This window comes from Flavobacterium sp. 21.1, from assembly GCF_057801535.1.
Genome location: NZ_JBYNXA010000002.1, coordinates 472475 through 492371 on the forward strand (window position 1 = coordinate 472475; position 19897 = coordinate 492371).

Genomic DNA, 19897 nt, shown 5'->3' on the forward strand with positions numbered 1-19897 from the left:
TTATGTTTATTTTAAGGGTGCAAAGATACTATATAAGTTTCAAAGTCGCAAAAGTTGGAAAGTTGCAAAATTGTTCGTGTTGGAAATTGTAAAGCTTGTTTTCAGGAGCGGAATGGTTCGGGAATTTTTGTGATCCATGTTCCTGCTGTCTGCTGTATCTTTTTTAATGTTTGAAAAAAACATTTAAAAAAGGATGCCGCTCCCATCAGGGCTATTCGTGAAGTATTTTGTATTTTTGAGAAAATTTTTTGAAATGAAAAAAAGAATACTCTTGCTTCTTGTTGCTTTTGCTGGTTCCATGACAAGTTGTGTCATTACGGAAAGCGTCAATTTTAATGCAGATAATTCCGGAAAGATCAATTATCGATTCGATATGTCTAAAGTGATGTCGATGGTCGGTAAGGAAATGGGGGGAATGGGGTCGTCAAAGAACGGAAAGTCGAAAGATATTGATTCTACTTTTGCAATGGCTTCGATTTATGCTTCCAAAAAAGACAGTATTGCCAAACTGCCGAAAGAAGAACAGGAGAAAATCAAGAAGATGGAAAAATTTACCTGCCACATGGTAATCAGTGAAAAGAAACAGGAGTTTCTTTTTGATATGTATTCCGATTTTAAAAACATAACCGAACTTCAGAATATGGTTTCTCCGGTGAATGCGCTTTCAGATGTTCAACCAAAGAGTAAAAATCCGGTACAGGGTGCTACGCCAAAGAACGACGGAGTGACCCAATATGCATTCGACGGGAAAAAATTCAGTAAACAAGTTACTGTGATGACCAAAGAAGAGCTTCAGGCAGAATATGCAAAAAGTTTTGCTAAGGAAGGGGTTAGTACAGAGGACGCGGAAGCGCTTTCAAACCAAATGGCGCAATCGATGGAAATGATTTATCAGGAGTCGAATTATATTATGAAAGTTACTTTCCCTAGAAAGGTGAAGAAGATTTCCGTTCCTGATGCAAAAATTGGTGACGACAAAAGAACGGTGATATTATCTTACCCTATGAAAGAATACATGGAAAGTAAGAATCTGAATTTTGAAGTGGAATTAGAATAAGTGAATTATGAATAAGAAAGTACAGTTCCAAGATCTGGGATTTAAGGATTATAAAGAAACCTGGGATTTTCAGGAAAACCTGTTTCAGGAAATTCTTGACATCAAAATTAAAAACAGAAGGGAAGAATCTGCAATTGTTACGCCGAACCATTTTTTATACGTGGAACATCCGCATGTATATACGTTAGGGAAGAGTGGGGATTTTTCAAACTTACTTCTGTCAGAAAAACAATTGGCTGAAAAAGGTGCGACCTTTTATAAGATTAACAGGGGTGGAGATATTACCTATCATGGTCCCGGTCAGATTGTGGGTTATCCGATTTTGGATCTGGAGAATTTCTTCACCGATATCCATAAATATCTTCGATTGCTGGAAGAAGCGATAATTCTGACCTTAGCCGAATACGGATTGTCCTGCGAACGAAGCGAAGGGGAAACCGGAGTTTGGTTGGGTGTAGGTACGCCATTTGCGAGAAAAATCTGCGCTATGGGGGTTCGTGCTTCCCGTTGGGTGACCATGCACGGTTTTGCACTAAACGTTAATGCGGATCTGGGTTACTTTGATAATATTATCCCATGTGGCATAAAGGGTAAGGCGGTGACTTCAATGCATGTAGAACTTGGAAAGGCGGTCGACGAGCAGGAGGTGAAACAGAAAATTGTGAAACATTTTGCTGATTTGTTTGAAGCGGAAATCGTTTAGCTGTGAAGGAATAAGTAAAAAAGGAAAGCGATTTTTTGATTATATAATAGGTAGGAATTTTTGATTCCTGCCTTTTTTGTTTTAAAGTTCTAACTTTAGTTGTTCGGGTAATAAACGGAAGGAAATGCGGTGGTATTTTGTTACACCATATTTGCGAATCGCTTCCCTGTGTTCTTCGGTTGGATAGCCTTTGTTTTTTTTCCAGTTGTACATTGGGAACTCTTCGTGGATGCGGTCCATGTATTCATCCCGGTAAGTTTTTGCTAAAATGGATGCTGCGGCAATGCTTAGGTATTTGCTGTCTCCTTTTACAATGCAACTGTGAGGAATATTGTTGACCGGTTTAAAGCGGTTGCCGTCTACAATAATGTACTCCGGAGTGGTTTTTAGATTAATGATACATTCCTGCATGGCTTTGATGGATGCATTTAGGATGTTGATCTTGTCGATGATTTTTGGTTCCAGGTGAACTACTTGGAAAGCAATTGCTTCGTTTTCAATAAGGGGTTTGAGTCTTTCTCTTGTTTTTTCTGAAAGTTGTTTGGAATCGTTAAGTAATTCGGAAGTGAATCCTTCAGGGAGAATAACGGCAGCTGCGGTAACCGGTCCGGCCAAACAGCCTCTCCCGGCCTCGTCGGTACCTGCTTCCAAAATAAAATCGGAAAAATTCTTGAGTAGCATTCTTTTATTTTTTTGCAAAAATATAAAAATAGGGGTTGATTATTAAGATGTTTGTCTTTTATTGAGGTGTTTCTTGTTTATTTCGTTTTTATTTCGTAAATAATTTAACACGTGGTTGATAGTATTATTCTGTAGTAATATTTGGTTATTTAAGAAATTATTAAGAAGTTTGCGAAATAACTAACTCAAATAAATTTAGTATGAGATCGAAGTTTAAATGGATTTTTGCGCTATTGCTGGCGTTTTCAATGCAGTTTTCCTTCGCACAGGAGAAAACTATTACTGGTACAGTAACCGAGGGTGGTTTGCCGTTGCCAGGTGTGAGCGTTGCCGTTAAGGGTACAACACGCGGAACACAAACTGACATGGATGGTAATTATACCATCAAAGCTAAAACTGGCGAAGTTTTAGTGTTTACTTTCATTGGTATGAAAGAATCTTCGATGACCGTTGGGGCATCGAACAAAGTTAACGTTCAGATGGCTAGCGAGTCTAAAGCGTTAACGGAAGTTGTTATTACTACAATGGGTATTAAGAAAAGACAAGATCAGATCACGTCTTCTAACCAGGTGGTAAAAGCAAAAGAATTAACACAAGCTGCTAACCCGAACGTTGTTCAGTCATTAGCAGGTAAGGTAACAGGTTTGCAAATTAACACTACAAATAATGGTGTAAATGCTACAACACGTATCGTATTACGTGGTACCCGTTCAATTTCTGGTAACAACCAGGCGTTGATTGTTATTGATAACGTTGTTTCTACAGCTAGTATCTTACAATCAATGGCTCCTGAGATGATCGAGTCAACTAACATTTTGAAAGGTGCTCAAGGAGCGGCTCTTTACGGAGATTTAGGGGTGAACGGTGTAATCGTTGTTACGACTAAAAGAGGTGCAAAAAGCGGTAAGTTAAACGTTTCTGTTAACTCAGCTATTGACTTCGAAGAAGTATCTTTTGTTCCTCAAAGACAAGAGCGTTACGGACAAGGATGGAACGGACAACACGTTTCTTACGAGAACGGTGGTTGGGGTGCTGAAATGGACGGTGTAGTTAGACCAGTAGGTTTAGCTCAGGCAGATGGTTCTTACATCATGTCTCCATATAGCCCAATCAAAGATAATATCAAAAAATTCTTCAACACTGGAACAATCCTTCAAACAGGTTTTGCAATCAGTGGAGGTGATATCGAAAACGGATATGTTTCCCTTTCTGCTAACAGACAAAACACTGAGTTTGTTGTTGAGGGTGATATGTTAATGAGAAACTCTTTTATCTTTAAAGGAGGTAAGAAAATGGGAAGATGGACAGTAGAAGGTAATACAAATTATATTACTCAAAAATCTAGTCAGACTTCTTCTAACTTGTTTACAGACTTATTACAAACGGCTTCAAACATTCCTGTTGAGCGTTTCGAGAACTCAGGTCAGGATGGTCACTGGACTTCTTACTACAATAACCCTTACTGGTTAAGAGATAACGTACGTAATGACAACAGATCTGACTATTTCAGTGGTATCGTTACTTTAAACTACGAGTTAAATAAAAACATTAACTTTGTATTTACTCCAAGTATCCAGGTTACTCAATCTAATGCAAGAAGTCATACTAATGCATGGGTAGATTTGATTCAAGTTGGGGGTGGTGATCACAATGTGGTTTCCTCTTTCGATGCAAGTAATTCTAATTCAAGAAGATTCTACAGTGATTTCTTAGTGAACTTTGATTACAAATTGACTCAGGATTTAGATTTAAAAGCTAATCTTGGTAACAACATTCAGGATCTTTACACTCAAAGTGTTAGTGTTGGTGGAGATAACTTAACTATCCCTGGTTTGTATAACATTTCAAACGTTACAGGTGAGGTTAGAAGATCTAACAGTTATACAAGACAAAGAAGATTCGGTTTCTTCGGAAACGTGGATTTAAGCTACAAAGAATTCTTGAACTTGAACTTAACAGGAAGAAATGACTGGAACTCTGTTTTACACGGTGCTGAAAAAGATAACTATTTCTATCCTTCAGTAGGGGTTTCATTCATTCCTACAAAGGCATTCGAAGGTTTGAAAAACAACAAAGTGTTGAACTATGCTAAAATCTATGGATCATGGGTAAAAGTAGGTAACTCATCTAATATTGGTGTTAATGATATTAATGATCTTTATGTTGCGGGAACTGGTTATCCGTTCGGAAGCTTGAACTCGTTTACATATAACAGAACTCCTACTGATTCTAAGATCAAACCTGAGTTTATGGCAACTTTAGAGGCTGGTTTAACATTAGGTTTCTTTGGTGATAGATTAACATTTGATGGATCTTTCTACCAAACAAAAACTACTGACTTGATTACAAACAGATCGGTTTCTGCTGCTACAGGTTTTAATACGGTTAGAGGTAACGTAGGGGAAATGACAACTACAGGTTATGAGTTGGAATTAGGTTTTATCCCTGTTAAAACTGAGAACTTGATCTGGGAAAACAGAGTAGGTTATACGCACAGTGAGTCTATCGTAGACAAAGCTGCACCAGATGCTAAATCAGTTGCATTAGTTAACTTCTCTGGAAACGGAGTAGGTATCTTCGCAGAAGAAGGAGAAGAGTTCCCATTAATTAAAGGTATCGCTTACGAAAGAGATGATCAAGGTAGAGTAATTATTGATCCTAATACTGGTAACCCAGTACGTACAACTGAGTACAAAACATTAGGTAAAGCTACTCCTGATTACATCATCAACTATAATACTTCAGTTGAATACAAAGGTATTCGTTTAGCTGCGGTAATGGATTACAGAACAGGTCACCAATTCTGGGCTGGTAACAAAGACTGGATGTCTTGGTCAGGTCACTTAGTGGAGTCTGCTGAAAACGGTCGTTCAGGATTCATTTTCCCTAACTCTTCTGTTGATACAGACGGAGATGGTGTTTATGAGGCAAATACATCTGTTGTAACTGGAGGTAACACTTATACTTCTTATTTGAACTATTTCTCAAATGAGTACAGAGCTGTTCAGGAAAATATGGTGTTAGATGCAACTGCGTTTAAAGTTAGAGAGTTGTCATTAAGCTATTCTTTACCATCAAAAATGATTGAAAGAGCTGGTTTATCTTCTTTGCGTTTTGGTGTTAATGCAAGAAATCCGTTCATTGTTTTACCTAAAGAAAACAGAGGTTACCACGATCCTGAGCAATCTAGATCTAGTGGGAATGATCAAGGTTTAGCGGTAACAGGTCAGTATCCTGCTACTAGAACTTTCGGTTTCAATGTTAATCTAACTTTTTAATTGAAAAGAAATGAAGAGAATTAAATTTATATTACCGTTAATAGCTGGTTTCATGCTATTTTCATGTAGCGATTATTTGGATGTGAATGATTCATCCGATAATGCTGATGCTTCTTTGGTTACGCCAAACTTGTCGCTTGCGGCAGCTCAGTCGGATTCATACAGAAACTTAACTAGACGTATGAATGAATATGGAAACGTATTTATGAACAACTGGGGAGCGAACGTAAACTCTTTTACAGGAGGTTATGCTGAAGAATTCGGAATCTTTTTAAGTAACAACTTCTATGATGATATCTGGGATGGTGTTTACAGAGGAACCGGAGAATTCACAAGAATTATCAATCACCCTGCTCCAAACTTTGAGAATCATAAAGCTATTGCTATGATTTGTAAGACATTCTACTTCCAATATTTGGTAGATTTGTATGGAGACGTTCCTTATAGCCAGGCTCATTTATTTTTAAATAATTTGTCGCCTGCTTATGATGATGATAAAGCGATCTATAGAGATTTAGTAGTACAGTTAGAAACTGCTATTCACATGATTGATAACCCAACTTCTTCTACAAGATCAGTTGGAAGTGAGGACGTTATTTTAGGTGGAGATATGGCAGGTTGGAAAAAATTTGCTAACACTTTGAAACTTAGAATCTTGTTAAGACAATCTGAGTTGAATGATGCTGAAACTACAACTTATTTAGCTAATGAATTTGCTGAGTTGTCTTCTGCGTCTTTTGTTGATCAGGATGTTACAATCAACCCTGGTTATTCAAATGGTAGCGACAGCAGACAAAACCCTTGGTATAACTTGATGTATGACCTTAAACCGGTAACTGATCCAACAAGAGCTGAAAGAACGGCTTTCCGTTTCAGAAGAGCTTCTGCTTACATCGCTGATCAGTTGAATGTTGGTCCAACGGATGCTAGAAGAGGAAGACTATTCGCTCCAATCGGTGGAACTATCGTTGGTGTTGAGCAAGGTGATGCTTCAGTTCCAGAAGGAAATGCACCAACTAACATTTCTTCTTTAGGCCCAGGTTTGGTTATCAGCTCTGAGCAAGATGGTTACATGATGTTATTGTCAGAAAGTTTGTTATTGCAGGCTGAAGCGGTTCACAAAGGTTATTTAGCCGGTGACGCTCAGACATTATTTGATGCTGCAATCGCTGCTTCTTACAATCAGTTAGGTGCTGGTGATCCAACGGCTTACATTAGCTCTGTTAACCTTGTAGCTGGAAAAGGATATGGTGCAATCGGTGCCACTCCTGAACAACAATTGGAAGCAATTTTCTATCAGAAAAGTATCGCTTTAAATGGTATCAATGGAGCTGAGATCTTTATCGAGTATACAAGAGCTCGTAAAGGTGGTATTCCTCTAATCGATGCTAATATTCCAATGCCTTTGAATTCGGTAACTCCGGATGGAAACCACAAACCTCGTAGATTGATGTATCCAATTTCTGAGATTTCAAGCAACACGGCTAATGTGCCTGCACAAACAGTTACTGACTGTTATACTTCAGGTCCATTCTGGTTTGCACCATAATATAAACACAAAAATTATAAGTTATGAAAAAGTTAATGTCTTTATTAATCTTAGCAGCTGCTACAGTTGCCTGTACTGATGATGATATCAAAACAGAACAGGATTTTTCGAATGGTCCTAAAGTTGTAGGTTTTGCCTCTTCTTTTGAGTCAGTTGCTTATTTTGAAGATTTAGGTGCTGTGGAAAGAGGTTTCCCGGTATCTGTAATCGGTACAGGAAACGGTCAAAATCCTACGTCTCCAATTACGGTTCATTATGAAATCGATCCTGCTTCTACAGCTACTGAAGGAGTTGAGTTTGATTTTGTTGATCAGTCTGGTATTGTTACGATTCAACCTAACGGTACATTTGCTAACTTCCCATTATTGGTGAACACAGGGCAATTGAACCCTACTGCAAAAACTGAGTTGATCTTAAACCTTACAGGAGCAGAAGGTGCTGTTGTTGGTTCTCAGTACAACAGATTAAGAATCGTTTTCGTTGGATGTCAGTCTCAATTGGCTGGTAACTACCAAACAAGATGTACTAGAAATGACGGTTTTGTTAGAAATTTCCCAGCTCCTGAAGCAATCACTTTAGTTGATGTGAATACATTCAAAACGGTTACAACTGCTACTTATTTACCAGGTACAATTGCACCAGATCAAGGATATAACTTCATTGACATCTGTGGTGACATGACTGTTCCTCATCAAAATTTAGCTCAAGGTACATATTCAAACGAAGTTTATGGCTTGACTACGGATGGTACAGATGGTCATATGATTGATGCGAACACTTTTGAAATCAGATATGAAGTAACATTCACAGCTGGTAACAGACAGTATGTAAGCAGATATACAAGAATTAATTAAAAAATAATGACAATGAGAAAACTATTTAATTATAGATTCGTTTTTGCTGCTGCTGTCATAGGTTCTCTTGTATCATGTAATGATGATGAAAACGAGACTGCAGATCAAAGAACGTTCAAACCAACAGTTACTGTTGAGGAAACTAACTTTACGGTTGAAGAAGGTGAAGTGGTAAACCTTGTGTTGAACACAGACACTCCACTTAACAAAAGAATGGATTTTAAACTTGAGTTAGTTGGTGGTACTGCAAACTTCAGAGACTATACAGTTGAGGGAGATGCAGATCCTACTACTGATGATGAAACAAACATCGATGATGGATGGGGATTGATCGGACATAAAGTGTTCTTCCCTGCTTATGCATCAACTCATACAGTAGACGTTACGCCTATTTTTGATTTATTGCCGGAAGGAACTGAGACTATCAAGTTGAAGTTAATCTCTATGGGTAACGCAAACGGTAAAGTTGATCCAGCTTCTGAGATCATCACCATCACAGTTAACAACAAAACTTCAAATGACTTTGTTGCTGTTGCTGACTGGACTCAAACGGTTGCAAATTCTCATGGTACTTTAGTTCCTGCTGTTTACAAAGATGATAGCGGTGCTAATGAGCATGATTTATGTACATTTGACTTCGACTTAGAATTATATGATCAAGGATTCAATGTTGTTGCTGACGATTATACTGGTTGTCCTGCTACATTAACGCTTCCTGAAACTGCTCCTGACGGAGTTTACTTCATCGTTCCAAGTTTCTGGTCTAACGCTACGCCTTCTACAGATGTACCTGCAGAAGACATTCTATTCAAAATGAAAGTTACTATGGCTAAGCCTGGTGTTTGGATGCATGAAGTTAACATCGATGATGTATTTAAATACAGTTTAGGTGGAGCAAACGAAGGTTTTGCTGATGCATACCAACTTGCTGGTGTTTTAATCAAAACTGGTAGCACTTATGAGTTACAAGATGCTGATGGAAACGTTTTAGCTCAAGGTAGAATGGCTGATTTCAAATTGAAATCAAGAAAAAACAGAAAATAATTATTTCTGAAAAATAATTAAAGCCTCACTTCGGTGGGGCTTTTTTATTTTAAAAAGTTATGTAAATCTGATTACCTTTGTGCTCTAATCAAAATTTATGAGACATAGTCTTTTCTGTTTGTTATTTTTATGTGCGTTGTCTGCCTATGCACAGGATGATGATTTGCAGTTGCAGAAGAATGCTGCAAAAGGGAGTGCTGAAAAGAAAGCGACCGTTGATTTATATAAAATCATTTCCATAGAAAAAGACACTACCATTGTAGATACGGCACTTACCATTAAACGTGAGTACAAAGCTAATTACCTTCGGAAAGATATATTCGGACTATTGCCGTTTCTTAACGAAGGACAGACATATAATACTTTGGATTTCGGAATGACTCATTTTAACCCTTTTCCGGAATTCGGATTTCTCGGAAAGCACTTTAACTATCTTGAAGTCCGCGATATTAGTTATTACAATGTTCCAACCCCTTATAGCGACCTTTATTACAGATCGGTTATGGAACAAGGACAAAATCTTGATGCATTCCTTTCTGCCAATATAAACAAGAACCTTAATATAGCTGTTGGGTATAAAGGGCTCCGTTCCTTAGGGAAATACCAAAACCAGCTTTCCAGTACAGGGAACTTCAAATTTATTACAAGTTATAACACCACTGATAAACGTTATTTTCTGAGGGCGCATATCACCACGCAGGATTTTACGAATCAGGAAAACGGAGGAATACAGGTGCTTTCGCAATTTGAAAGTGGAGACGATCTGTATCGTGAGCGATCACGTCTTGATGTATATTTCTACGATGCTCAATCGCTCCTGAAAGGAAACCGCTTCTTCGTAGATCATTCCTTCAAGCTGAACAAGACGCCAAGCAGCATTGTGTTGAACCACCAGTTCAACTACGAATATAAGTTCTTTGAGTTTTCCATGGGGCCCAGCAGTCGTTTCGGCGAAAGCTATACCTCGTTCATTAACGACAAGACACGTTACAACCGAATATATAACAAGATTGGAGCCGCTTACTCGCATAAGATTTTAGGTGACTTTAATTTCTTCGTTGAAGATTATCAATATAATTATTATTATCACAGAACTGTTATTCAGTCTTCAGGCTTTTTTATTCCTAATGCGAACAGTGATAAGATCAATACCTGGGGAGGCCAGTATGTATACCAAAAAGATAAATGGAAAGGAACATTTCTGGTGTCTAACTCCATCACAAACCAATCGCTTTCCAATATTGATGCCACCCTTCGCTATACATTGAACGAAAACAACGTCTTCTCGTTCCGATATCAGAAAATGAATAAATTACCTAACCTTAATTACGTGCTATACCAAAGCGATTATAAAGAATATAACTGGTATAATAGTTTTAAGAACGAAAAGATCAATAACATCGAAGTCGAAGCAAAGACCAAATGGTTTGATATTTCGGCACAATATTCCGTGTTGAACGATCATTTATATTTTGCCAATTTTAACCCAACCTATAACGCTGAAGGAATCGCAGATCAGTTAATTGTTAAGCCTTTTCAATATGATAAAACGATCAACTATTTATCAATTAAGGCGGCCAATGAATTCAAGTTTGGTAAATTCGCTTTAGATAACACCTTTCTTTTTCAACAGGTTCAACAATCCGAGTATATTCTGAACGTACCGCAATTCACTACCAGAAACTCCCTTTATTTTAGCGAGTATTTCTTCGGTAAGGCGTTGTTCCTTCAGACCGGTGTCATATTTAATTATTTCACCAAATACAAAGCAAATGACTATAATCCGTTGTTAGGCGAATTCTATATCCAGAATCAAAAAGATGTTGGTGATTTTCCTATGCTGGATTATTTTATAAATGCGAAAATACGAACGTTTAGGCTTTTCCTGAAGGCAGAACACTTTAACTCCGGTTTTTCTGGATATAACTACTATACAGCACCTAATTATCCATATCGTGATTTCATGATCCGTTTCGGCGTAATCTGGAATTTCTTCAGTTAAGTTTAGAAGCGAATGTTCCGATAGTTTAAGGAATGGGTATTTTGAAATCGGTATTCCCGTTGACTATTCTATCCATCCCGTTTTTGGCGGGAGGGATGCCACTGGCATAAGGGCTAATAGGGAAACTTTTTTCTCTTTTGGAAACTTTCTATAAATCAATATCTTTACAGACCAAAAAACGACAGGTAAATTATAAATAGAAATGAAATACGCAAAAAATATATTGGAAACCATCGGGAATACACCCATGGTAAAATTGAACAAGATAACCTCCGAAATCAATGCTTTGGTTTTGGCAAAAGTAGAATACTTCAACCCGGGCCATTCATGTAAAGACCGAATGGCACTTAAAATGGTAGAAGACGCGGAAGCAGACGGCCGTTTAAAACCAGGGGGGACCATCATTGAAGGAACATCCGGGAACACTGGTATGGGATTAGCTTTGGCAGCGATTGTTAAAGGCTACAAATTAATTTGTGTTATTACGGATAAACAATCCAAAGAAAAGATGGATATCCTACGCGCGGTGGGGGCAAAAGTAGTGATCTGTCCTACGGATGTGGAACCAACCGATGCTCGTTCCTATTATTCGGTTTCAAAACGCTTAGCTGAAGAAACTCCGAATTCATGGTACGTTAATCAATACGATAACTTGTCGAACACGCAGGCAAACTACGAGCAAACCGGACCGGAGATATGGGAACAGACAGATGGTAAGGTAACGCATTTCGTTGTAGGTGTTGGGACCGGCGGAACGATCTCGGGTGTTGCTAAATTTTTAAGAGAGAAAAACCCAAACATCAAAATCTGGGGTGTAGATACCTATGGTTCGGTTTTCAAAAAATACAAAGAAACCGGAATCTTTGACGAGAATGAAGTGTACTCGTACGTAACAGAAGGAATTGGAGAGGACATTCTTCCACAAAACGTAAACTTCGACCTGATCGATGGTTTTACAAAAGTTACCGATAAAGATGCGGCGGTATATACCCGTAAATTGGCTTTAGAAGAAGGTTTGTTTGTCGGAATGTCTTCCGGATCCGCAATCAAAGGTTTACTGCAGTTAAAAGACGAATTCGGGCCGGACGATGTAGTAGTGGTTTTATTCCACGATTCAGGATCGCGTTATGTAGGTAAGATCTTCAATGATGATTGGATGCGTGACAGAGGCTACCTGGAAGATGAAGTGACAAAAGCAGAAGACCTAATTAAAGAACATATTGATAAACCGTTGGTGGTTGTTCGTACTGAAGAATTGGTTTCTCATGCGATTGATCGCATGCGCAAGCATAAAATCTCTCAAATCCCTGTAATTGATATTAACGGATTTGTAGGTTCAGTAGATGAAACGGACTTATTCCAAAGCTATGTGGCCGATAAAAACGTGGCGGAAAAACCAATCCGCGAAGTAATGGGAGCTGCCTTTCCGATAGTGAAATTAGGGACTCCGGTAGAGGAAGTGTCTAAACTGATCAATAAAGACAATCAAGCCGTATTGGTAGATTTAGGAAACGGGAAACACCATATTATCACGAAACATGATATTATCAACTCGATAAAATAAGTAATAAAAAAAGCCACCGTTAAACAGTGGCTTTTTTTATTTTAATTTCCAATCAATACTCCTGAAACGTTCCATGCGCTGAATCCGCCCCCTTCCGGAGCTCCCTGAGGTATTTTTACCCGGATGGTGTGTTTCCCTGTTTTTAAATCGCCTAAATCAATAAGGTTAGGATTGGTAACCATACCGGGACACCAATTCGAACGGCTATAGTCCGACGACGATAATCCGTTAGGGAAATTCCCGGAAGCCGGATTAAACAATCGGTAGGAACCGCAATCCTGTCGCCACGGAATAAAGGAGAAAACCTTTTTGTCATCTAAAAGAATGGTGTTTTCTTTCTGTACAAATTCGTCTCCGTTTTCCCATCCACCATGACCGGTCGTGGTGTAACGCAGTTTTGCATTCTTCACATCTTTGTCTAGGGTGAAAGTAACCAACAGCCCATTTTCATTATCAAACATCGTACTGTATTCCTGTGACGCCATTTCCATAATATTGGTAGTGTTGAAAAGCGGCAACGCAAAAGTGTTTTTTACAGGCTGGTTCTCTTCATCGTGAATGGTGATATGCATCGAAACCTTATGTCCGCCCTTGTCATAGTTTCCGATAAACGTTCCTACCCAAAGTTCTTTATTGCTAAGCTGCGAATACAATTCGGAAATGTCCTGACGGTAAGGAACGATCTCATGCCATTTTTTGTCTTTTAACTCAATATGATTGTACTGTTTGATTCCAAAAGGAGTAAAGAAGCGCATTAGTTCCAAAAGAGGGGTGTATTCCTCCGTCCTTACGACACCCTGATATTGTTTTCCGTTTCCGTTTTCATAAATAGGAAGCGTTTTGGCACCGTTTTTTAAACCGTCCATAAAAGACTTTTGTTTGTCCGTAGGGATTATGAAAACAGAGCCGGTACGGTCATAAGCATCTCCGTTAGACTGCTCGGCGACATCCACAAAAATCTGACTTCCGCTTTTGATCTCCGGGAATTTTACTTTTTTAATGATGATGGTCCCATTGGCGAATCGCAAAATACTGTCATTTGATTTTGAAGCATCGGAAAAGTTGATGACCTCATTTTCAAAAACATTAATAGTGGTGAAACGGCTTTTCCATAGCAAATCACGATAGGTTAACGGATCTACAGATGTTCCTGTATTTGAAACAAGTTGTGAAGGGCTTACATTCTTCAGTTTTTCGATTTTGGAAGCCGATACGATATAATTTCCATTACGCACCATCTCCAATACCAATCCGATCTTCTGACCTAAAACGGTCGGAGCACCTTTCACTTTCAATTCATCTGTATACCAAAGTTCAATTGTGTTCGAGTTGATAATGGTTTTTGCTTTTTTGCATTTATAACCTAAAATGGTTTTAGTGTCATTCAAGGTTTCAAACGTCTGTTTTTCTATACTAACGGTGTCGATCGTCGAAGTGGTTTTTGACGGGGAAAGACTGGCAACCAGAACCAATTTGTTTTTTGGTCGACTGATCAATGTCTGTTCAAAAGGAAAAGATGCCTTTTTAGTGTAGGTCTTCTCGGTGGTGATAACCGTTTCGTTTTCATTTGTAAAAACCAGAATCGGATCTTGGTTTTCAGTCAGTTTTCCGTTGGAACTCTTTAAATACGTTATTTTAAAACCGTTTGTGGCTCTTGATTTATTTTGTCCAAACGCCGTTAGAAGGGTGAGGAAAAACAAAATTGTAAGATTTTTTTTCATTTTTTTTAATCGTGTTGGTTCACAAAGATAATTTTTTTCATACATTCGTCTTTCATTTTATACGCCATGCACGAAGAATTTTTACACCACATCTGGCAATACAGAAAATTTGCCTATGAAAAACTACAGACTTTTAAAGGAGAGGAACTTCAGATTCTCCGTCCCGGTCACTATCTGAAACAGGCCGGACCTGATTTTTTTAATGCTCAGATTTATATCGGAGGTCAGAAATGGGCCGGCAATATTGAAATCCACATCAAATCATCTGATTGGTATTTGCACCATCACGAGAATGATCCGGCTTATGATGCTGTCATCTTGCATGTGGTTTGGGAACACGATACCAATGTTTTTCGGGCTGATAATAGCGAGATTCCTGTTTTGGAACTGAAGAATTATGTTTTCAAAGATGTTTTGGAAAGTTATATTTCACTTTCGGTAGCCAAGTCATGGATTTACTGTGAAAAAGATCTGGCTTCGATTGATGGATTTGTTTTGAAAAAATGGCAGGAACGCTTGTTTTTTGAACGGCTCGAACGGAAAGCACTACCTATGCAAGAGCATTTGCATCAGAATAAATATGATTGGGAGGAAGCGTTGTTTTGTTTTTTAGCTAAAAACTTCGGTCTGAATTCAAATGGTGATTCCTTTTTTGCCATTGCGAATTCCATTCCGTTTTCCGTTATCCGAAAAGAAAAGGCTGAAGTTGAAAATATTGAGGCGCTTTTTTTTGGAAGGGCTGGTTTACTGGATGAAGAAAAGCAGGATGTTTACTATAATGACTCGAAAAACCGCTGGCATTATTTGTCTGATAAGTACCGACTGGGAAAGAGTAACATTGCACCTGTGCAGTTTTTTAAACTTCGCCCCGATAATTTCCCAACGATTCGTCTGGCACAACTGGCTCAGTTATACCATCAGCAGGACAATCTTTTTTCGAAAATTACGGCTGCTGATTCGGTTTCGGCTTTCTACAGTATTTTTGATGTGAAGGTTTCGGAATATTGGCAAACCCATTATCAGTTCGATAAAGAAAGTCCGAAGAAACGGAAAACGCTGACATCTTCATTTGTTGATTTGCTGGTTATGAATACGATTGTCCCAATGAGGTTTTCTTATGCAAAACATATTGGAAAGGAAGTGGCTGATGATCTAATTGGCTTTCTGGAAGAGATTGCTGCCGAGAAAAATGTTGTAATAGACAAGTTTTCCGGTTTCGGAGTCTATGCGGAAAATGCTTTTGATTCGCAAACGCTTCTACAGCTGAAAAACGAATATTGCAATCGGAAAAAATGCTTGCAGTGTGAAATTGGTATTGAATTGTTAAAGAAATAATTACATTTGTACTATGGGATTGATAACCAATATACGCCACTTTTTTGAGAAACACGGTTTCGAAGTGTCTTCCCGTTTAGCGGATCGTCTGGGGATGAGAACTACCAGCGTTCGCCTTTTCTTTATTTACATTTCTTTTTTCACGGTCGGACTTTGGTTTGGTGTGTATTTGACACTGGCTTTTTTATTCAAGCTAAAGGACATGGTTTATACCAAGCGCAGTTCCGTTTTTGATTTGTAAATCCCTTAATCATGAAAATTACGTCTGATTTTAAATACACCCGCGAACAGCGGAGTGGCATCGTCGCACTTATACTGCTGATGATTTTAATTCAATTGGTTTACTGCTTTTGTTTTTCCGATATGGGATTTTCAACGCCAACGGCAAGCAGAGAAGAAAAGGAATGGTTGGCTCTGCAGTCCGAAATAGACAGTCTTAAAGGTGCAAAAGGGGTAGAGAAACATAAAATTTATCCGTTCAATCCCAATTTTATTTCAGATTACAAAGGATATGTGCTGGGCATGTCGGTGACTGAAATTGATCGTCTTCATAAATTCCGGGAGGAAAACCGATTTGTAAATTCGGCTGCCGAATTTCAGCAAGTGACTAAAGTTTCCAATGAGTGGCTTGCCGGTGTGTCGCCTTATTTCAAGTTTCCGGATTGGGTTAAAAATAAAAGAAAAGATAGTTCTTTTACAGGCTATCCAAAACAAGTGACTGATAAAAAAGAAAAAATTACGGTTGCGGATATCAATCTGGCGACTCAGGAAGATTTGATGAAGATATACGGTATCGGGCCGGCACTTTCGGAACGAATTCTGAAAGAGCGCGAAAAGTTTGGAGCGTTTGTTTCTATGAAGCAGTTGGAAGATGTGTGGGGTTTGTCGCCTGAGGTCCTTGTGAATGTCAATAAGCGGTTTTCAATTTTCGCTGTTCCGAACATCCGAAAGCTTGACATCAATGAAGCCTCTGTTAAAGAATTAATGCAATTTCCTTTTTTTAAATATGCTTTAGCCAAGGAAATAGTGACTTACCGCAGTATGAATGGTGAAATTAGATCCAAGGAAGATTTGGCAAAAATTAAGAATTTTCCACTTGAAAAAGTCGATATAATTGCCTTATATTTGGGCCTTAATTAATTAATATCAACTATATACTATAGTAATAATATTTCAAACTGTATGAACTCAATATATTTTACAGAAGAGCATCAATTATTTAGAGAAAGTTTACGTGATTTTTTGCAAAAAGAAGTCGTTCCTCATATTGAAAAATGGGAAAAAACCGGGACTATCGAACGTTTTATATGGAAGAAGTTCGGGGAAATGGGCTTTTTTGGTTTAAGATATCCTGAGGCTTATGGTGGATTAAATCTGGATTTGTTTTACACGGTTATCTTTTTAGAGGAACTTCAGAGAATCAAATCAGGAGGTTTTGCTGCAGCTATGTGGGCGCACACGTATTTAGCGATGACACATTTAAATGCAGAAGGGGATGAGCGAATCAAACAAGAGTATTTGGCAGCAAGTATTTCCGGGGATAAAATCGGAGCTTTATGTATCACAGAGCCTTTTGGAGGAAGTGATGTTGCAGGGATGCGTTCAACGGCCATAAAAAAAGGGGATAAGTATATTATTAACGGTTCTAAAACATTCATTACGAACGGTGTTTATGCTGATTACTATGTTGTGGCAGCCAAAACAAATCCGGAACTTGGAAATAAAGGGATCAGTATGTTTTTGGTGGACAGCAATCTTGCAGGAATATCCGCTACCAAACTTGATAAATTAGGATGGAGAGCTTCTGATACGGCTGAAATTGCATTTGATAACGTAGAAATTCCTGTTGAGAATTTAATGGGGGAAGAAGGAAAAGGGTTTCCGTATATCATGCAGCATTTCGCCTTAGAGCGATTGATCATGGCGATAAATGCTCATGCTAGTGCGGAGTATGCAATTGAGTATACGATTGACTACATGTCAGAACGTGAAGCATTTGGAAGAACCATTGATAAGTTCCAGGCCTTAAGGCATACAATGGTGGAGCACGCAACAGATGTGGAGCATTGCAAACTGTTTAATTATGCAGCGGTAGCAAGATTGGATAAAGGCGAATATGTGGTGAAAGAGGCTACTATGGCTAAACTGAAATCAACGAAAGTCGCCGATGATACAATTTACAGTTGCCTGCAGATGTTGGGAGGTTATGGTTATATGGAAGAATATCCGTTAGCGCGTTTATTGAGAGATAGCCGTTTAGGGCCTATCGGAGGTGGAACTTCGGAAATTCTTAAGGAGATTTTATCTAAAATGGTAATCGACAAACAAAATTACAAGCCGGCTGTGAAGCATTAAGAGGTGAAGTGATTACAAAATAGAGAAAAGAGCCAAGAGACAAGAAATTGTGACTTGGCTTTTTTGTTTCGCAATATGTTGTAAATAGGCGTGGAAAAATAAAATTCGTAATTTATAATTCGTAATTCGTAATTTTTTTATAAGTTTGCGGCCTAAATGAGAGGAGGTGTCTAAAACATGTTAATTATCCCAATTAAAGACGGAGAAAATATCGATAGAGCATTAAAGCGCTATAAGAGAAAATTCGACAAAACAGGAACTGTTCGTCAGTTAAGAGCACGTCAGGCGTTTACTAAGCCATCTGTAACAAGAAGAGCTCAAATTCAAAAAGCACAATACATTCAAGGATTAAGAGATTCTTTAGAAGCTTAATACTTTTTTGAATGCTACTATAACCGTTAGTATGCGAAGTTTTATAACTTTGTGGCTAACGGTTTTTTTATGATTACAAATCAGCTTGCGTATCGCGATTATCTTCAGAAAGAGAAAAATTATTCTCCGCATACACTTACGGCATATCTAAATGATGTGGCTGAATTTGAAAATTTCCTGAAAACACATGATGCTGATTTGGTTTTGGATGCTGTCGGTTATTCACAGATCCGTAGCTGGATTGTTTCTCTGGTGGAAAATAATGTTTCCAATACTTCCGTAAACCGTAAAATTTCGTCTCTAAAATCGTTTTATAAATTCCTTCTGAAAACGAAACAGATTGAGGTGAATCCGTTGCAAAAACATAAATCTTTAAAAACGCCTAAGAAGGTGCAAATCCCTTTTTCAGAAAAGGAGCTGGAGCTGGTGTTTGAGGAAAATGATTATCCGGATGATTTTGAAGGAATCCGCAATCGTCTGATCATTGAGCTGTTTTATACTACCGGTATGCGTCGTGCTGAATTGATTGCGCTCGAAATGGGTAATTACAGTGCTTATGGTAAAACATTTAAGGTTTTGGGGAAGCGGAATAAGGAGCGTGTACTTCCGCTTTTGGACTGCACGGTTGAGTTATTAAATCGTTATCTTATTGAAAGAAACGGGCTTGCGAATATCGAAAATGGCAATTTGTTAATATTGAATAAAAACGGTCATAAAATAAGTGAATCGTTTGTTTATCGATTAATAAATGATTACTTTAGTACTGTCTCTGAAAAAACAAAAAAGAGTCCCCACGTTCTTAGGCATACATTTGCAACCCATTTGCTAAATAATGGTGCCGATTTAAATTCAGTAAAAGAATTGTTAGGTCATGCAAGTTTATCTTCCACTCAAATCTATACCCACAGCAGTTTGTCTGAATTGAAGCGAGTTTATCAAGATGCACATCCGCGAAACCGAAAATGATTCGAAGTTTAACTAAATAAAATTTTTATTATGAAGGTAAATGTTCATGCTGTTAATTTTAACATTGACAGAAAATTAGTTGATTTTGTTCAGGAACGATTAGATAAGTTGGAAAAGTATTATGACAGGGTAGTGTCTTCTGATGTTTTTTTGAAATTGGATAACACGAGTGATAAAGAGAATAAGATAGTGGAGATTAAGGTGATGGTGCCGGGCGACGATTTTATAGTTAAAAAGCAGTGCAAGTCCTTTGAGGAGGCAGTTGATTTGTCTGTGGATTCTTTGGAACGTCTTTTGTTGAAAAGGAAAGAAATAATCAGGGCGCATGCTTAAAAAATAAAAAAAAGATAAAAAATATTTTGATTAAAAAATAAAATCCCTACATTTGCAGTCCGTTAGAAATAGCGGACTTTTTT

General features: G+C 38.1%; 17 protein-coding genes. 15 read left to right on the plus strand and 2 right to left on the minus strand.

What is annotated here, in order from left to right:
* Positions 1-253 precede the first annotated feature (253 nt).
* Together AC3E9U_RS05460 and lipB are read left to right on the plus strand one after the other, a co-directional pair.
* The gene (locus AC3E9U_RS05460) at positions 254-1057 is read left to right on the plus strand and encodes a hypothetical protein (RefSeq protein ID WP_488745897.1); all 804 of its coding nucleotides are present in this window, start codon (positions 254-256) and stop codon (positions 1055-1057) included.
* A gap of 7 nt (positions 1058-1064) precedes the next feature.
* Positions 1065-1760 carry a lipoyl(octanoyl) transferase LipB gene (gene lipB, locus AC3E9U_RS05465; RefSeq protein WP_488745898.1) on the plus strand — a complete coding sequence of 232 codons (696 nt, stop codon included), beginning with the start codon at positions 1065-1067 and terminating at the stop codon, positions 1758-1760.
* An 81-nt stretch (positions 1761-1841) separates the two neighbouring features.
* Here lipB and rnhB read toward each other — a convergent pair whose 3' ends face one another.
* Positions 1842-2441 (minus strand): ribonuclease HII, encoded by a 600-nt coding sequence (gene rnhB / locus AC3E9U_RS05470; protein ID WP_488745899.1) that lies wholly within the window; start codon positions 2439-2441, stop codon positions 1842-1844.
* 200 nt (positions 2442-2641) lie between these two features.
* On the opposite strand from rnhB, the gene AC3E9U_RS05475 reads away from it, so the two are divergent.
* From AC3E9U_RS05475 to AC3E9U_RS05500, 6 genes are all read left to right on the plus strand, one after another.
* Positions 2642-5719, plus strand: a complete 3078-nt coding sequence (locus AC3E9U_RS05475) for a SusC/RagA family TonB-linked outer membrane protein (RefSeq protein ID WP_488745900.1) — start codon at positions 2642-2644, stop codon at positions 5717-5719.
* Positions 5720-5729: 10 nt separating this feature from the next.
* On the plus strand, positions 5730-7268 hold the full coding sequence (locus AC3E9U_RS05480; RefSeq protein WP_488745901.1) for a SusD/RagB family nutrient-binding outer membrane lipoprotein: 1539 nt from the start codon (positions 5730-5732) through the stop codon (positions 7266-7268).
* A 23-nt stretch (positions 7269-7291) separates the two neighbouring features.
* The gene (locus AC3E9U_RS05485) at positions 7292-8122 is read left to right on the plus strand and encodes a hypothetical protein (protein ID WP_488745902.1); all 831 of its coding nucleotides are present in this window, start codon (positions 7292-7294) and stop codon (positions 8120-8122) included.
* A 12-nt stretch (positions 8123-8134) separates the two neighbouring features.
* A complete protein-coding gene (locus tag AC3E9U_RS05490) occupies positions 8135-9166 on the plus strand; it encodes a hypothetical protein (RefSeq protein WP_488745903.1) in 1032 nt (343 codons plus the stop codon).
* A 97-nt stretch (positions 9167-9263) separates the two neighbouring features.
* Positions 9264-11168: a putative porin gene (locus AC3E9U_RS05495; protein ID WP_488745904.1), complete on the plus strand. Its 1905-nt coding sequence runs from the start codon at positions 9264-9266 to the stop codon at positions 11166-11168.
* Between the two features lie 202 nt (positions 11169-11370).
* Complete coding sequence (locus AC3E9U_RS05500; protein WP_488745905.1) at positions 11371-12732, plus strand: pyridoxal-phosphate dependent enzyme; 1362 nt, start codon at positions 11371-11373, stop codon at positions 12730-12732.
* 41 nt (positions 12733-12773) lie between these two features.
* Here the strand turns inward: AC3E9U_RS05500 and AC3E9U_RS05505 are convergent, their stop codons facing one another.
* Positions 12774-14453, minus strand: a complete 1680-nt coding sequence (locus AC3E9U_RS05505) for a PNGase F N-terminal domain-containing protein (RefSeq protein ID WP_488745906.1) — start codon at positions 14451-14453, stop codon at positions 12774-12776.
* A 66-nt stretch (positions 14454-14519) separates the two neighbouring features.
* On the opposite strand from AC3E9U_RS05505, the gene AC3E9U_RS05510 reads away from it, so the two are divergent.
* The 7 genes from AC3E9U_RS05510 (at position 14520) to hpf (ending at position 19814) form a co-directional block, all read left to right on the plus strand.
* Positions 14520-15788, plus strand: a complete 1269-nt coding sequence (locus AC3E9U_RS05510) for a DUF2851 family protein (protein WP_488745907.1) — start codon at positions 14520-14522, stop codon at positions 15786-15788.
* A gap of 13 nt (positions 15789-15801) precedes the next feature.
* Complete coding sequence (locus AC3E9U_RS05515; protein WP_023573621.1) at positions 15802-16029, plus strand: hypothetical protein; 228 nt, start codon at positions 15802-15804, stop codon at positions 16027-16029.
* An 11-nt stretch (positions 16030-16040) separates the two neighbouring features.
* The gene (locus AC3E9U_RS05520) at positions 16041-16928 is read left to right on the plus strand and encodes a ComEA family DNA-binding protein (protein ID WP_488745908.1); all 888 of its coding nucleotides are present in this window, start codon (positions 16041-16043) and stop codon (positions 16926-16928) included.
* A 42-nt stretch (positions 16929-16970) separates the two neighbouring features.
* Complete coding sequence (locus AC3E9U_RS05525) at positions 16971-18143, plus strand: acyl-CoA dehydrogenase family protein (RefSeq protein ID WP_488745909.1); 1173 nt, start codon at positions 16971-16973, stop codon at positions 18141-18143.
* A 177-nt stretch (positions 18144-18320) separates the two neighbouring features.
* The gene (rpsU, locus tag AC3E9U_RS05530; RefSeq protein ID WP_023573624.1) at positions 18321-18515 is read left to right on the plus strand and encodes a 30S ribosomal protein S21; all 195 of its coding nucleotides are present in this window, start codon (positions 18321-18323) and stop codon (positions 18513-18515) included.
* A 69-nt stretch (positions 18516-18584) separates the two neighbouring features.
* Positions 18585-19481 (plus strand): tyrosine-type recombinase/integrase, encoded by an 897-nt coding sequence (locus AC3E9U_RS05535; RefSeq protein ID WP_488745910.1) that lies wholly within the window; start codon positions 18585-18587, stop codon positions 19479-19481.
* A 30-nt stretch (positions 19482-19511) separates the two neighbouring features.
* The gene (hpf, locus tag AC3E9U_RS05540) at positions 19512-19814 is read left to right on the plus strand and encodes a ribosome hibernation-promoting factor, HPF/YfiA family (protein WP_488745911.1); all 303 of its coding nucleotides are present in this window, start codon (positions 19512-19514) and stop codon (positions 19812-19814) included.
* The last annotated feature ends 83 nt before the right edge of the window (positions 19815-19897 follow it).

Bases quoted from the DNA above. Each gene is read 5' to 3' on its own strand.
- AC3E9U_RS05505 (WP_488745906.1), bottom strand. From the start codon at position 14,453: ATGAAAAAAAATCTTACAATTTTGTTTTTCCTCACCCTTCTAACGGCG.
- AC3E9U_RS05525 (WP_488745909.1), top strand. From the start codon at position 16,971: ATGAACTCAATATATTTTACAGAAGAGCATCAATTATTTAGAGAAAGT.
- AC3E9U_RS05500 (WP_488745905.1), top strand. From the start codon at position 11,371: ATGAAATACGCAAAAAATATATTGGAAACCATCGGGAATACACCCATG.
- AC3E9U_RS05515 (WP_023573621.1), top strand. From the start codon at position 15,802: ATGGGATTGATAACCAATATACGCCACTTTTTTGAGAAACACGGTTTC.
- rpsU (WP_023573624.1), top strand. From the start codon at position 18,321: ATGTTAATTATCCCAATTAAAGACGGAGAAAATATCGATAGAGCATTA.
- AC3E9U_RS05485 (WP_488745902.1), top strand. From the start codon at position 7,292: ATGAAAAAGTTAATGTCTTTATTAATCTTAGCAGCTGCTACAGTTGCC.
- AC3E9U_RS05490 (WP_488745903.1), top strand. From the start codon at position 8,135: ATGAGAAAACTATTTAATTATAGATTCGTTTTTGCTGCTGCTGTCATA.
- AC3E9U_RS05480 (WP_488745901.1), top strand. From the start codon at position 5,730: ATGAAGAGAATTAAATTTATATTACCGTTAATAGCTGGTTTCATGCTA.
- rnhB (WP_488745899.1), bottom strand. From the start codon at position 2,441: ATGCTACTCAAGAATTTTTCCGATTTTATTTTGGAAGCAGGTACCGAC.
- lipB (WP_488745898.1), top strand. From the start codon at position 1,065: ATGAATAAGAAAGTACAGTTCCAAGATCTGGGATTTAAGGATTATAAA.
- AC3E9U_RS05460 (WP_488745897.1), top strand. From the start codon at position 254: ATGAAAAAAAGAATACTCTTGCTTCTTGTTGCTTTTGCTGGTTCCATG.
- AC3E9U_RS05475 (WP_488745900.1), top strand. From the start codon at position 2,642: ATGAGATCGAAGTTTAAATGGATTTTTGCGCTATTGCTGGCGTTTTCA.
- hpf (WP_488745911.1), top strand. From the start codon at position 19,512: ATGAAGGTAAATGTTCATGCTGTTAATTTTAACATTGACAGAAAATTA.
- AC3E9U_RS05495 (WP_488745904.1), top strand. From the start codon at position 9,264: ATGAGACATAGTCTTTTCTGTTTGTTATTTTTATGTGCGTTGTCTGCC.
- AC3E9U_RS05535 (WP_488745910.1), top strand. From the start codon at position 18,585: ATGATTACAAATCAGCTTGCGTATCGCGATTATCTTCAGAAAGAGAAA.
- AC3E9U_RS05520 (WP_488745908.1), top strand. From the start codon at position 16,041: ATGAAAATTACGTCTGATTTTAAATACACCCGCGAACAGCGGAGTGGC.
- AC3E9U_RS05510 (WP_488745907.1), top strand. From the start codon at position 14,520: ATGCACGAAGAATTTTTACACCACATCTGGCAATACAGAAAATTTGCC.